General features: G+C 70.4%; 13 protein-coding genes. 7 read left to right on the forward strand and 6 right to left on the reverse strand.

Going from position 1 to position 13807, the window contains the following annotated elements; genetic code table 11:
• Positions 1 to 93: 93 nt before the first annotated feature.
• From VF746_30050 to VF746_30070, 5 genes are all read right to left on the reverse strand, one after another.
• Complete coding sequence (locus VF746_30050; GenBank protein ID HEX8696699.1) at positions 94 to 354, reverse strand: hypothetical protein; 261 nt, start codon at positions 352 to 354, stop codon at positions 94 to 96.
• A gap of 510 nt (positions 355 to 864) precedes the next feature.
• Positions 865 to 1542 (reverse strand): NAD(P)H:quinone oxidoreductase, encoded by a 678-nt coding sequence (gene wrbA, locus VF746_30055; protein HEX8696700.1) that lies wholly within the window; start codon positions 1540 to 1542, stop codon positions 865 to 867.
• Positions 1543 to 1732: 190 nt separating this feature from the next.
• Positions 1733 to 2089, reverse strand: a complete 357-nt coding sequence (locus VF746_30060) for a hypothetical protein (protein ID HEX8696701.1) — start codon at positions 2087 to 2089, stop codon at positions 1733 to 1735.
• A gap of 335 nt (positions 2090 to 2424) precedes the next feature.
• Positions 2425 to 2871: a thioesterase family protein gene (locus tag VF746_30065; protein HEX8696702.1), complete on the reverse strand. Its 447-nt coding sequence runs from the start codon at positions 2869 to 2871 to the stop codon at positions 2425 to 2427.
• 113 nt (positions 2872 to 2984) lie between these two features.
• On the reverse strand, positions 2985 to 4220 hold the full coding sequence (locus tag VF746_30070; GenBank protein HEX8696703.1) for an aminoacetone oxidase family FAD-binding enzyme: 1236 nt from the start codon (positions 4218 to 4220) through the stop codon (positions 2985 to 2987).
• Positions 4221 to 4360: 140 nt separating this feature from the next.
• On the opposite strand from VF746_30070, the gene VF746_30075 reads away from it, so the two are divergent.
• Positions 4361 to 4753 (forward strand): hypothetical protein, encoded by a 393-nt coding sequence (locus VF746_30075; protein ID HEX8696704.1) that lies wholly within the window; start codon positions 4361 to 4363, stop codon positions 4751 to 4753.
• A 40-nt stretch (positions 4754 to 4793) separates the two neighbouring features.
• On the opposite strand, the gene VF746_30080 is transcribed toward VF746_30075, so the two are convergent.
• Positions 4794 to 5066 carry a hypothetical protein gene (locus VF746_30080; protein HEX8696705.1) on the reverse strand — a complete coding sequence of 91 codons (273 nt, stop codon included), beginning with the start codon at positions 5064 to 5066 and terminating at the stop codon, positions 4794 to 4796.
• A gap of 408 nt (positions 5067 to 5474) precedes the next feature.
• On the opposite strand from VF746_30080, the gene VF746_30085 reads away from it, so the two are divergent.
• From VF746_30085 to VF746_30110, 6 genes are all read left to right on the forward strand, one after another.
• Entirely contained in the window at positions 5475 to 5669 is a 195-nt protein-coding gene (locus VF746_30085; GenBank protein ID HEX8696706.1) for a hypothetical protein, read from the forward strand.
• A 44-nt stretch (positions 5670 to 5713) separates the two neighbouring features.
• The gene (gene cphA / locus VF746_30090; GenBank protein ID HEX8696707.1) at positions 5714 to 8383 is read left to right on the forward strand and encodes a cyanophycin synthetase; all 2670 of its coding nucleotides are present in this window, start codon (positions 5714 to 5716) and stop codon (positions 8381 to 8383) included.
• 271 nt (positions 8384 to 8654) lie between these two features.
• On the forward strand, positions 8655 to 9965 hold the full coding sequence (locus VF746_30095) for a hypothetical protein (GenBank protein ID HEX8696708.1): 1311 nt from the start codon (positions 8655 to 8657) through the stop codon (positions 9963 to 9965).
• Between the two features lie 141 nt (positions 9966 to 10106).
• The gene (locus VF746_30100) at positions 10107 to 11279 is read left to right on the forward strand and encodes a lipid A deacylase LpxR family protein (protein ID HEX8696709.1); all 1173 of its coding nucleotides are present in this window, start codon (positions 10107 to 10109) and stop codon (positions 11277 to 11279) included.
• Between the two features lie 233 nt (positions 11280 to 11512).
• On the forward strand, positions 11513 to 12622 hold the full coding sequence (locus VF746_30105; protein ID HEX8696710.1) for a hypothetical protein: 1110 nt from the start codon (positions 11513 to 11515) through the stop codon (positions 12620 to 12622).
• Complete coding sequence (locus tag VF746_30110; GenBank protein ID HEX8696711.1) at positions 12600 to 13568, forward strand: cyanophycinase; 969 nt, start codon at positions 12600 to 12602, stop codon at positions 13566 to 13568. Before VF746_30105 ends, VF746_30110 begins: the two co-directional genes overlap by 23 nt.
• Positions 13569 to 13807 lie beyond the last annotated feature (239 nt).

The raw sequence follows: 13807 nt of genomic DNA on the forward strand, positions 1-13807 counted from the left end.
GAACCCGCCGTGACGCCGCCCCCGCACGCAAGTCTCGCGCGCGGGGGCTATTGAGGGCTTCGGTGAGCTTGGCAGAACCGTCGAGACGCGATGCTAGTTCACATGCGGACAGGGGCAGAAGCTCACGCAGGTGCCGCCCTGGCACGACGGGAAGTCGCCGCAGCCGGAGGGATTGCACGAGAAGTCGTCACAGGACCCGTTGCACGACGCGTCGCAGGTGGCGCAGCCCGGACAGGTGCAGACTGTCTGGCAGGTGCACTGTTCCCCGAACACTGTCCCTTTCTCCTCGCGCATCGCGGTTGTCTCAAAGCTGTCCACGCGCAGGTCGTCCAGCTGCAACTTGAGCTTCTGCATGGGTTCATCCCCTTGTGCTGTGTAGTGGTATCCGGCGCGGCAATGCGTCCAAACGAAGGTTCTTACGCAAAATGTGGCATTAATGGAATGCACGCAAGCCTACGATGATCCTCAGCACTGGCTAAACAGAATCAGCAGAGTTCACGGAGCGGCGAACGGCGGTATGCGGCACCGGAGCCCACACGCGTCCCGCGACGCGGATCTGATCAAACGACATAGGGGCTGAGAAAGAGGCCTGAGTCAACGGACGGCAGAATGGGCAGCAGACAGGAGACTAAAAGCTAAGTGCTTGCACAGGCCGCACTAGCGCAGACGCTACGAAATACCTCGTAAACTGCATAAGGCTTCAGCAGCAGTGCGGCCGCGGGCTCCACTGCGTTCAACAGTCACCCGTGTGGGGGCGAGGCCGGGCGGGCGCGGCAGGCCTCACCCCCACGGGGAAACTGAGAGATCCTGAGCACTCAGCACTCAGCACTCAGCACTCAGGACTCAGCACTTCGCACCTCGCACTCACTGGTGGTACGTCGGTGCGTCGGGCTGCTCGCCGTGCGGGTCGCTGGCGCGCAGCTGGCGCAGCAGCGCGGACGCCTTCGCCACGCGGCTGCCCAGGTTGCGCGCGCTGGTCAGCTCCGACTCCACGGGCTGGCGCGAGCCGTCGGGGCCGGCCAGGGTGCCGGGGCCGTACGGCGAGCCGCCGACGCCGTCGGTCACCATGATCTGCGGGTTCTGGCCGTACGGCGTGCCCACGAAGATCATCCCCAGGTGCAGCAGCGGCACCAGGCTGGTGAGGATGGTGCTCTCCTGCCCGCCGTGGATGGTGGCCGTGCTGGTGAAGATGCCGGTGGCCTTGTCCTCCAGCTCGCCCGCCTGCCACAGCGCGCCCGTGGTGTCGATGAACTGCTTCACCTGGGCGGGCATGTTGCCGTAGCGGGTGGGGATCCCCCAGACGATCCCGTCGGCCCAGCGCAGGTCGTCGTGCGTGGCCTCGGGGATCTCGCGCTGCGCCTCCTGCGCCTTCACGTACCACTCCTGCCCCGACATCGCCCTGCGCGCCTCCTCCAGCTCGGGGATGCGCCGCAGCCGCACCTCGGTGTCCCGGACGCCCTCGGCCCCCTCCACCACCGCCTGCGCCATGCGGTGGACGTGCCCGTAGCTGCTGTAGTAGACCACCAGCACCTTCGTCGCCATCCTCCACCTCTCTTCCCCGTCTGTCCCGAGACCCACCGCCCGCCGAGGCCCCCCTCGCCGGCGGGCAACCGCGCTGCACTCCCCGCACCCGACCCCGTTACAGGAGCAAAGGCCGGACGTGCAAACGATTGCTCAGGGCTGAGCGAGGCGCGGGCGCGGGACCGTTCTCGTCGGACAGCGACGCGGCGTGCTATTCCCGAGCGCCGTACCGCTCCAGCAGCGCCACCAAGTCCGGGTTGCCCCGGGCGCTGCCGAGGACGCTCATCTCACGGTAGCAGTCGTCCCTGTCCCGATACGGGACGTTCAGGTTCGCGCCCTTCTCCAGCAGCATCCGGGCGATCTCGACGGGCTCCGTGGTCGGCCTGACCCATTGGCCGACGTAGTCCGCGCTCGCCACCGCGGCGTGCAGACACGGCTCGGATTCGAAGTACCCCGAGGCCCGTTTCTCGTATTCCGCGTCGGGGCTCGCGCCATGGGCCAGGAGAAGCTCCACCATCGCCACGTCGTGGCGCTTGCACGCGACGTACAGCGCGGGCTCGTACGACATCCCGTTCTCCCACTCGTGGACCGCGGCGTGGCTGGCGGACGCCCCGCTCCCGAGGGCTGCGGCGGCCGCGTCGAGGTCCCCCCCGCTGCACCGCCCGATACAGCCTCTCGCCGGCTGCTTCCGCCCCGACCTCGCCGGCCGGTTCGAGCGGCGCTGCGCCGGGAGAAGGACTTTCACCCAACGCCTCTTCCGCGCGGCCGGTGCGAGCGCTCCGTGGCTCGCCCGGCGCCAGGACGCGGGCGACGCGGACCGCGACGAAGACGCACGCGACGAAGATCGGGACCCAGAGTACGACCTGGTCCTGAAGCATCAGGGATTTCCTCTTCGACGATGATTTATCCGGCCTGCGACTCGAGCGCGCGGATCGCCTCGCGCACCACGTCCGGGAGCGGGACCTTGCGGTTGGCGGCGTAGTCGAAGGCGACCAGCACGCCGCCGCCCTCGGCCGCGACGGCGCCCTGGGCCCGGCTCACCAGCCGGTACTCCTGCGTGAAGCGGTCCTCGCCGACCTCCACGGTGCGGGCGCCCACCAGCACCGAGTCGGGCCAGGTGAGCGGGCGGCGGAAGCGGGCGTGGGTGGAGTGGAGGATCGGCCCCGCGCCCTCGGCCTCGCCCTCCTGCCGGAAGCCGATCCGCTCCAGGTACGCGATGCGGGCGCTCTCGAAGTAGCGGAAGAAGATGATGTTGTTGACGTGGCGGAAGTAGTCCATGTCTCCCCAGAACACGGGCAGCTCCACCACCACGGGGAAGCCGTCGAGCAGTCCCGAGCCGGCGTCGGTCATCTGGCCTCTGAAAAGAAGTACGAAAGTACGGGAGTACGAGAGTACGGACTTCGGGCGATGGCGGCGGACGAGCACGGGTCCGAACGTACTTTCGTACTCTCGTACTTTCGCACTCAGGTCGTTCCCGTCCCCATCCCCGCCGCCCGCCCCGTCGCCCACGCCCAGCAGAAGTTGTAGCCGCCGATCGGGCCGAAGCAGTCCAGGATCTCGCCGCAGAGGAAGAGGCCGGGGACGATCCGGCTCTCCAGCGTGCGCGGGTCCACCTCGCTCAACGGGACGCCGCCGCCCGTCACCTCGGCCTTCCTGTAGCCCTCGTCGCCCGTCCAGGGGAGGCGGTAGCGGGTGAGCGCCTCCACCAGGCGCGTGCGCTCGTCGCGGCGGAGCTGTGCGAGAGGGCGGTCTTCGTCGATGCCGCACTCGGCCAGCAGCGTGTCGGCCAGGCGCGTGGGGAGGTGGCGGCGCAGCAGGCCGGCCACCGTGCCGCCCGAGCGCTCCAGCAGCAGCCGCTCCCACGCGGCCGCGTCCAGCTCGGTCCAGCGCGCGTAGACGGGCTGCCGCGCCGGGTCGCGCGCGCGCACGGCGGCGTGCGAGACGTCCAGCACCGAGGGGCCGCTGTAGCCGCGGTGGGTGAAGAGGAAGCCGCCGTGCGCCGCCAGCACCCCGCGCTCCAGCGGCGCCTCCAGGTGCGCGGTGAGCGAAACGCCGGCCAGGTGCGCGTGCGCCGGCGGGTCGGCGGTGAGCGGGGTGAGCGCCGCGTACGTCTCGTTCAGCGAGTGGCCGAGCTGCCGCACGATGCGCATCCCGGTGCCGTCGCTCCCCGTCTGCGGCACCGAGAGGCCGCCGGTGGCCACGACCACCTTCGCCGCCTCAACAGATTCTCCTCCCTCCAGCCGCACGCGCCAGGGACCGCCGTCCACCGGCGGGTCCAGGCCCACCACGTAGGCGTCGAAGCGCAGCCGGGCGCCGCGGCGGCGCGCCAGCTCCAGCAGGCCGTCGCGCACCTGGCGCGCCCGGTTCGACTCGGGGAAGAGCTTCCCCGTCTCGGGCTCCAGCACCAGCCGGATCCCCACCTCCTCCTCGAAGAAGCGGCGCTGGTCGGCCAGGGGCCAGGAGAGGAGGATCTTCTTCAGCGAGTTGGCGGACGAGGCGGTGAAGTACTGCGCCGGGTCCATCCGCGACGGCAGCACGTTGCAGCGCCCCCCGCCGCTGATGAGGATCTTGCGCCCCCCGTCGCGGGTGCGCTCCAGCAGCAGCGTCGGCCGGCCCGCCGCGGCCGCGAAGACGGCCGCCATCGTCCCCGCCGCCCCGGCGCCGATCACCGCGATCGGCAGCTCCGCGTCTCCAGCCAATTTCCCCCCGTCCCATTTCGCGTCCGGCCCCGCGTCGGAGCGGACCAGAATAGCGGCTCCGCGCCTCCCCCGCACCGCCGGAGCAGGTCGGGGAAAGCGAGGACGTTGACCGGCGCCGTCCCGTACACTATGTTCACTTTATGAAAACCGAACACTCCGAACGACTGGACGACATCGAGGACGGCGGACAGGATGGACAGCCGCTGCAGCCGGGGGGGATCGCCCCGGAGCTGCTGCGCGAGGTCCGCAACGCCCTCGAGATCCGCCGGGCCGAGACGAGCCTGCGGGCCACCGCGCGCGAGGTGGGGATCAGCCCCACCGGGCTCAGCCAGCTCCTGCAGAGCGCCATGCCATACCGGCGCACCGTGCAGCGGCTGCTGGCGTGGTACGCCAACTGGCTGGGCGCGCGCGGCTCGCGCGACGTGGCCACCGAGCACGCGCTCTCCGTGCTGCTCGACCGCGTCCCCCCCGACCGCAAGGACGACGCGCGCCGGGACGTCCTCGAGGTGCTGGACGAGTACCTGGCGAAGTGAGCCGGCGGGCCGGAGCGCCCGGCCCGCCGGCGCGCGGGGGTCACATCCGCGGATGGCGCTCGCGGTCGGGCGTGTCGCTGTCGCGGCTGCCGGGGCGCGCCTCGGAGACCGAGCCGTCGGCGCGGACCTCCTGCTTCCCCTCCTTCTTCAGGTCGATCCGCTCCTGGTGGCTCGCACCCGGCCTGGCGTCGGTGTGCTGGTGGCTGGCGCCGGTGGTGGCGCCCACCTCGCTGGCGCTCTTGCCGTGGCGCTCCGCCTCGCGCGCGGCGGCCCGCTTCTGCTCCTCGCTGCCTTCCATCTTCTTCCCGCCCATGCACCCTCCTCTGCTGCGGTTGGGAGGCGGGGAAGCGGCAAGCATCGTACCCTGGACCCGTCGCCCGTCCCGACCGGCATCTGTATGGCCGCCGCCGGGGATGCCCCCTCCCCGGCCCTCCTCCGCCGCGCGGGAGAGGGAGAACCGCGACCGGTCCGCGCGCCGGCGCCCGCGGCGCGCATCGGGACCCGCCCCCGCAGCCCGGAGGGCTTCCCGTGGTTCCAGCGGGTGTCTTCAGGCACTCGCCGGGCGCCGCCGGGCACCGGGGCGCGCCGCTCCATTCAAGTGTTTTCACCGCAACCGCTTCGTTGGCGCCGTGCCCGGAACGTGGTATGCTTCGTGCCTCCTCGGGGGGGGGGCCGTCCGGCCAGAGACCGGCCGCGGCAAACCCAGCAATTCAGGTGCACGATGAGTCCCCAGCCGACCCGGCGCGACCCCCGCCACGAGCGTTCCGCGTCCCCCACCGCCCCCGCGGCGGAAAGCGCTTTCACCCGGCAGATCGACTGCGCCGACGCGAAGCGCGCCGAGGCGTCCGAGGCCGCCCCCGCGCGCGGCGGCGGGCTGCGCGAGCCCCCGGCCCCCACGCACGAGCACGCCCGCTAGAGCCGGCGCCGGGACGCCGGCATTCCTTCCTCCTCGACCTCCTCATGTCCGAAGCACACGAGCAGTCGGCGGCCGCCGTGGCCGGGTTCGACCCGGACGAGCTGCGCATCTCGCGGCTCAGGGCGCTGCGCGGGCCCAACTTCTGGCGCCTGGCCCCGGTGATCGCCTGCGACGTGCGGCTGGGCGCGCTGGAAGACGTGCCCACCACCCAGATCCCCGGCTTCAACGAGCGGCTGGTGGAGGCGCTCCCCACGCTGGCCGGGCACCGCTGCTCGCGCGGCACCCCGGGCGGCTTCCTGGAGCGGCTGGAAGAGGGCACCCACCTGCCGCACGTGCTTGAGCACGTGTCCCTGGAGCTGCAGAGCCTGGCCGGCTCCGACGTCTCCTTCGGGCGCGTGGTGGAGAGCGGCGACGAGGGGGTGTGGTGGCTGATCGTGGCGTACGAGGAGGAGGACGTCGGCCTGCAGTCGGTGCGCGACGCCGTGCGGCTGGTGCGGGCCTGCATGGCCGGCGAGCCGCTCGACGTGGAGAAGACCGTCGAGGAGCTGCACGACCTGCGCGAGGCCGTCCGCCTGGGCCCCTCCACCGCGGCGATCGTGGAGGAGGCCGACCGGCGCGGCATCCCCGTGCGCCGCCTCAACTCGTACTCGCTGGTGCAGCTGGGGCTGGGGAAGAACCTGCGGCGCATCCAGGCGGCCATGAGCGACTACACCAGCGCCATCGGGGTGGAGATCGCGCAGGACAAGGAGGACACCCGCCGCGTGCTGGGCAACATCGGGCTGCCCGTCCCGGAGGGCGACATGGCGCCCTCGCTGGAGCGGGCGGTGCACCTGGCGCGCGAGATCGGCTACCCGGTGATCCTGAAGCCGGTGGACCTCTCGCACGGGCGGGGGATCTCGGGGCGGCTGGACGACGAGGAGGCGCTGGTGCGCGCCTGGGGACAGGCCGCCGAGGCCAGCCCGCGCGTGGTGGTGGAGCGCTTCGTCACGGGCCGGGACTACCGCGTGCTGGTGGTGGACGGGCGGGTGGTGGCCGTGGCCGAGCGCGTCCCCGCGCACGTGGTGGGCGACGGGCGGCACACGGTGCGCGAGCTGATCCAGGAGGCCAACCGCGACCCCCGGCGCGGGCGCGGCCACTCGCGCTCCCTCACCCGGCTGCCGCACGACGGCACCACCGAGGAGTTCCTGGCGTCGCGCGGGCTGTCGCTGGCCAGCGTCCCCGCGGCGGGCGAGGTGGTGCCCCTGCGCGCCACGGCCAACCTGTCGACGGGGGGAACGTCGATCGACCGCACCGACGAGATCCACCCCGACAACGTGACGGCGTGCGAGATGGCCGCGGGGATCGTGGGGCTCGACATCGCCGGGATCGACGTGCTCTCGCCCGACATCTCGGTGCCCTTCCGCGAGAACGGCGCGGTGATTATCGAGGTGAACGCGGCGCCGGGACTCAGGATGCACACGCACCCCACCGAGGGGACGCCGCGCAACGTGGGCGCGCCGATCATCGACATGCTCTACCCGCCGGGCTCGCCGTACACCATCCCCGTGATCGCCATCACCGGGACCAACGGCAAGACCACGGTCACGCGCCTCACCGCGCACCTCTTCCGGCAGACGGGGAAGACGGTGGGGTTCACGACGACGGACGGCGTCTACCTCCAGAACCGGCTGGTGATGGAGGGCGACATGACGGGGCCGTTCTCGGCCAACATCATCCTCTCCAACCCCACGGTGGACGTGGCGGTGCTGGAGACGGCGCGCGGCGGCATCCTGCGCGCGGGGCTCGGCTTCGACGAGTGCGACGTGGGGGTGGTGCTGAACGTCTCGGCCGACCACCTGGGCCTGCGCGGGATCCACACCCTGGAGCAGCTGGCCGAGGTGAAGGCGGTGATCCCCGCCGTGGTCAAGCGCGAGGGCCACGCCGTGCTGAACGCCGACGACGACCTCGTCTACGCCATGCGCGAGCGCACCGGGGCCGACGTGGTCTTCTTCTCCACCATGCCCGCAGGCGCCAACCAGCGCTTCGAGGAGCACATCGAGCGCGGGGGAATCGGGGCGCGGGTGGAGGACGGCACCTTCGTGATCCGGCGGGGGCGGCTGCGCATCCCGATCGCGGGGGTGCGCGAGGTGCCGCTGATGATGGGCGGGGCCGCGCGCTTCCAGCAGGGGAACATCCTGGCGGCGATCGCCACCGCGTACGTGCAGGGGGTGCGCTACGACACCATCCGCGCGGGGCTCCTCTCCTTCTTCCCCTCGCCGTCGATGACGCCGGGGCGGCTGAACCTGCTGCGGGTGCGCGAGAGCCGGGTGCTGGTGGACTACGCGCACAACCCGGCGGCCGTGGGCGGGCTGATGGAGATGGTGGCGAACATCCCGGCGCGGCGCCGCATCGGCGTGATCGCCGTCCCCGGCGACCGGCGCGACGAGGACATCCGCGAGGTGGGCCGCCTTTCGGCGGGGCTGGACCACGTGATCGTGAAGGAGGACTACGACCTGCGCGGCCGCCCCCCGGGCGAGGTGGCGGCGATCCTGGTGGAGGGCCTGCGCCAGGGCGGCCTGCGCGGCGACCAGATCGAGGCGGTCCGCACCGAGGCCGAAGCGGTCGACCGCGCGCTGGAGATGCTGGGCGACGGCGAGCTGGTGGTGATCCTGGCCGACAGCGTGCCCACCACCCTCGCGCAGGTGCGCCCCCACGCCGCCGGCGCGGCGTTCTGACGTTCCTCACCCCGACGAACCCGAACTGGATTCATGCTGCCGACTCCAGCTTGCCCCGAACGTACAGCACTGCGGTATAGCGCCGCAGCGTTCTCATTAGACTGGTATCCCAATCTCATTCCGAAGCGTAAGCCTTCTTCCGGCTAGCTGCTGCCCCGCCAACAAGATTTTTTTCTTGCCCCATCTGGCATGGTGCACCTATTGTTCGCCGCGCCAGTCATTATGCTCCCTCACCCTACACACCCTCCCAACTTCCATGTCTAAACGCGCCATGCTCGCGCTCGCCCTGTGCGGGCTCGCGGCCGTTGCTCCCGCCGCGGCCGGCCAGACCTTCGTCAACCCAACCCTCACAGCACCACCAGGGGCGGAGTACGTGCCATACACGGGTGCTTTCATGCGGGCCCAGCTCCCGCCGGAACCCTCGCCCTCTCAAATGGCCACCCTCACAAAGGAGCGGCGCGACAGCGTCCGCACCGCTCACGAACGCGAGGTCACTCGGGTGGAGGCCGAGCACGACAGTGCTATAGTTGCCAAGTGGAGGTTCCACTACGCCTGGGCTGATCGCAACGAGGACGCGTTCCGGCTGGCGGTCGAACGGGCGGTCAAAGATCCAGGGCACGCGAACGAAAGAATGCAAGCAGGCGATTCCGCCTACGTCGCTGTCGGTCTCGCTATGATCGCAGCTAATCCGCTCGACTACGATGACGCCTTGGACGTGATCAAGTCCTCCGCGCGCCGCGACTCGGTCAGCGTGATCCAAGATCAGTTCGATCGACGGCTGACGCGCACCCGGCGCCAGATCGAAGGCATCCCCATCATCGTCTTCGCGACCGGCACCGTTACCGAGAGCCTCGGCGATCCGAAGACCGCTGACGACGACGGCAAGAAGCCAATCGGGACCGGCTCCCTCGGAGCGACGGTCGAGACCGATGCGGGCCGGTTCACCGCCCGCGTTAGCATCATCTCGACGGACGCCGTGGCCCCTGCGGACTTCGGTCCTCTGGTACTCACTCCGGGGGCCGGAGCCTCGCTCGCCGCCGGGGTCCTCGATTGGCGAGCGCCGTGGCGGGATTTTCCTAACCACCTGTATGCGAACACGTCCACGATCCGTTTGAGGGCCGGGACGGCGGCTGATGCGAGCATCGTTCGCGCAACCGTTTTCGGCGCGGGGGCGCTATGGGCTCGTGACGTCTTTGCCGGACCGCTCTTCAATAGTCGGGCGTCTTTGACCGTTGAAGGCGGTGCGGCCCTTCGGTGGCTGCACGGTGACGTGCACGAGAGTCCGTTCTTTGCGGACCTCTTCGAGGATGGGAATGCCGCCTTCGGACCCGAGCTTGGTTTTGCGTTCTCCTTCGGCCGGGTGATCGCGGGGACGCAGCTTTACCACCTCTGGAACACGAGCGGCGACGACGTTCCGGGCCTGACTGGGCTACAGATGGTGGCTGGGCTGGCCGTTACCGGAGAGTTCATCAGCGGCAACCTGCCGGCTCTCGGTCGCCGTGGCGACGCCGGGGCCGAGGCACGCCGGCGGCTGCGCGAACGGGAAAGAAGAGCCAGGCAGCCGCGGCAACAGCAGCCATAATGCTGCCGTCCGGCGCCCATGCAGCGGCGACCACGTCCCATACCAGTGAGTCCTCAGGGTTCCAGCCGACCATAGCAGACCGCTGCCAGGCATTGCTGTCCGGCAGTGGCGCTCAACTTTTCCGTCCGACCCACCACACCGATGCCGCGACTACGCTGGCTACTCGCCCTGCTCCTTGGGCTCCTCGCATCCAGGCTCGAGGCCCAAACGCGCCCCTATCTGAGCCGCACGTTTCACTGGGAGAATGACCTTCAACTGAGTGACAAGTCGTACACGAACGGTCTGCGCTACAGTTGGTTGCTGGATGCAGGCCCGGCTTGGGAACACCGTGCCCGCCATAACTGGTTTTGGCGGCCGCTGCTGCTCGGAATGCAGCCGTGTCCGAGCAACCCTGAGGACGACGCGTCCGGATGCTATCGGATTCGGACGGGGATTGCGTACGGGCAGAATTTCTACACACCCGAGAACCTGGCCTCAACACGCTACATCGCGGAGGATCGGCCATACGCCGGCTTCATCTATCTCGGGCGCGTATTCGAAGCGAGCCGAGGGAAATTCGTACACGAGATCGAGTACGACCTTGGACTTGTGGGCCCGCTCGCGCTCGGTGAGTCGGTGCAGAAAGGATGGCATCAGATCGTTGGGGCCGTTCACCCAGAAGGCTGGGATCACCAGATTCCCAACAGCCCGGCGGTACAGGCACGCTATCGTATACATTACCGCCTTCTAGAGGTTGGCGGCCGCCGGGGTGAGGAAGGTATCCCGCTTACGCGAAACTTCGATGCCGTGCCGCTGGTTGAGACGGTCCTCGGTACTCCGATCACCCATGGGGCGGTGGGCGCGACGGTCCGCCTCGGCTTGAATGTGCCTGCGGGATTCAGCAGCCGAATTGCACCGACGCTACTGAAAGCCCGCACGGCGAGCGCAATCAGATCCGGAGGATCGCCCACTGCCGATGAAGAGCGCGAATGGGAGCGCCTCGCTCTGCAGATCCGACAGGAGGCAGACCGGCCGCGAGACCACCCCCCGCCGTATTATCTCTTCGTTTCCGGTCGGGCGGTCGGTGTGGTCCACAACGCGTTCTTGGAAGGAACACTGCTGCGAGACAGTCCGCACTCCCCACCAATGGAGCGCAGCTACCTCGAATATGAGGGCGGCGCCGTCGTCCGCCTGCCGTGGATCGGACGCGCGCAGTCCGGCGCGCCACGGCTGACGCTCCGTGGGCCCGACATCGCCGTGCGCTTCGTCGCTCGCGGCCCTGAGTTCGAAGGCGCCGACTGGCACCACTTCTGGGCTGCGAGCCTCACTTTCTGATGAGTCGTCTACCGCGCTGCGCGTGACCGCGGAGGACGAAAGTTGACCAGAGATGCGCTGCACCCCCTTACCTTCGCACTTACGCACTTACGCACTTACGCACTTACGCACTCACGCACTTCCACTTCGCACCTCGTACCTCGCACTCACGCACCCCGCACTCAGTCCTTCCCCACGGCCCCCCATTTGCGCACCTTCCCCGGGCTTGCGAACCCGCCCACCGGCCCGAGAGGATGAGCGACCGACCGGACCCGTACTCCGAGATCCGCCTGGTGTCCCTGCGCTCCTTGCGCGGGGCCAACTTCTGGTCGCGCCGGCCGGTCACGCGGCTCGACGTGGCCGTGGGCGCGTACGACGAGATCTCGTCCGCGCACGCGCCCGGCTTCACCGAGGCGCTGCTGGCGGTGCTCCCCGGCCTCTGGGAGCACCGCTGCAGCATCGGCGAGCGGGGCGGCTTCGTCACGCGGCTCCGGAGGGGGACGTACGCGCCCCACATCGCCGAGCACGTGGGGCTGGAGCTGCAGCTCAGGGTGGGGCACGACGTCGGCTACGGGCGCGCCCGCGGCGGCGACCGGCCGGGCGAGTACACCGTGGTCTTCGAGCACCTCCACGCCGAGGTGGGGCTGCGCTCGGCCGCGCTGGCGCTGGAGATCGTGCAGCGCGCCTTCGCGGGCGAGCTGGAGTCGATCGACCCCGCGCTGGCCGAGCTGGAGGCGCTGGCCGCCTCGCCCGACGTGCCGCCGCTGGAGCAGCACGTCCTCTGCGGCATCACCGGCGGGGGCGACCGGGCCGGCGTGCGCGACGAGATGGTGCGGCGCGGCGTGGCCGAGGACGAGCTGGTGGTGGACGTGGCGCCCGCGTACATCCTGAACGCCGGGCTGCCGTACTCGCGCTCCGAGCTCGCCGTGGTGCTGGACGCCGACGTCGACGACGTCCCCGGGCGCTACCGCGAGGAGGGGCGCAACCGGCAGCTCGTCTCCGTCCTGGCCGACGCCGTGCGGCGGGGCGGGATCGCCGTCGTCCCCGCCGGAGAGTGGGAGGTGCAGGCGATGGCGCGTGACGCCGGCTGCCGCGTGGCCGTCTTCGCCACCGACCAGGACGTGACCCACCGCGACACCCGCCTGGCCTACTCCGTGGCGACGGTGCGCCAGGGGCGGATCGTCGTCGAGGCGGTGGGGGGCACGGCCGACCTCGGGGCGCTGGCGGACGACGGCGCCTCGCCCGCCGCGCAGGTGGCGGCCGCGCTGGCCGTGCACTCGCTGGAGGAGCTGCGGGCCGAGGGGGAGGAAGGGCAACGAGCGGAGCGGGAAGCACGGAGAGATGGAGCAGCGGCAGTCGGGTAACGGCAAGGGGGTGGGCGGCGAGGCGAGGAACCGCGTCGCCGAGCCCGGCGAGGAGCCCACGCGGCGGCGCACCGACCGGCACGACGGCACCCTGGTGCTGATCGGCGGCGCGTGCGACCCGCACGGCGAGGCGCTCGGCTCGTTCGTGGAGCTGGCGGGCGGGCGCGCGGGCGGGCGCATCGTGGCGCTCACCACCGCGTCGATGAACCCCGTGCGCTCGGCGCGCGAGTGGGTGAAGTCGCTCACCGAGGCGGGCGCCGGGCACGTCGAGGTCCCCATCGTCGACAGCCGCGACCGCGCGCAGGACCGCAAGGTGGCGCAGATGCTCCGGGACGCCGACGGCATCTTCCTGGGCGGCGGCGACCAGGTGCACCTGGTGACCACGCTGGCCGGCTCGCGGGTGGGGCGCGCGCTGGCCGAGGCCTACACCCAGGGGGGCGTGGTCTGCGGCACCAGCGCGGGGGCGGCGGCGCTCACCGAGACGATCCTGGCCGGCGGCGAGCCCGACGAGTACGGGCAGATGCAGGACCTCCACCTGGGCCCCGGCTTCGGGCTGCTGGGCTTCCGCGCCGTCATCGACACCCACTTCAGCCAGCGGCGGCGGCTGCAGCGCCTGTTCATGGTGATCGCCCGCAACGCCGAGCTGATGGGGCTGGGGATCGACGAAGACACGGGGATGATCGTGCGCGGGCACCTGGGCCGGGTGGTGGGGAAGGGCTCGGTGACCTTCGTGGACGGCCGCGGCGTGCGCTTCGACAACGCCGACGAGTGCGAGAACGGCAAGCCGCTCACGCTCTCGTACCTGCGCGTGGGGATCGTGGGCGCGGGCTACACGCTCAACCTGCGCGAGCGCGAGCTGGAGGTGATCCTCCAGTCCCGCCGCGAAGCCGAGGAGACCCCCATCGTCCGCAGCGAGGAAGCCGTCGAGGCCGCCGGGTCCGCCTGACCGCAGGGAAAAGGGTACAGCCAGCACAGAGGCCAAACCCCTCGCATCGAAGAGTAAAGTCCACCCTCTCCCGAACTCGGGAGAGGGTTGCCGCTCTAAGAGACTATTGAGGAACCGCTCCTTTGGTGTTTCAGCACGCGAAATCAATCCCAAATCCGTGGCTGATTCCCTCTGCGGAGGCTCTGTAGACCACCCAGTAGGACCTCCGAGTGCGCCAAAGTGACGTTTCTCAAAAGTCT

Source organism: Longimicrobium sp. (assembly GCA_036389795.1).
GTDB lineage: Bacteria > Gemmatimonadota > Gemmatimonadetes > Longimicrobiales > Longimicrobiaceae > Longimicrobium.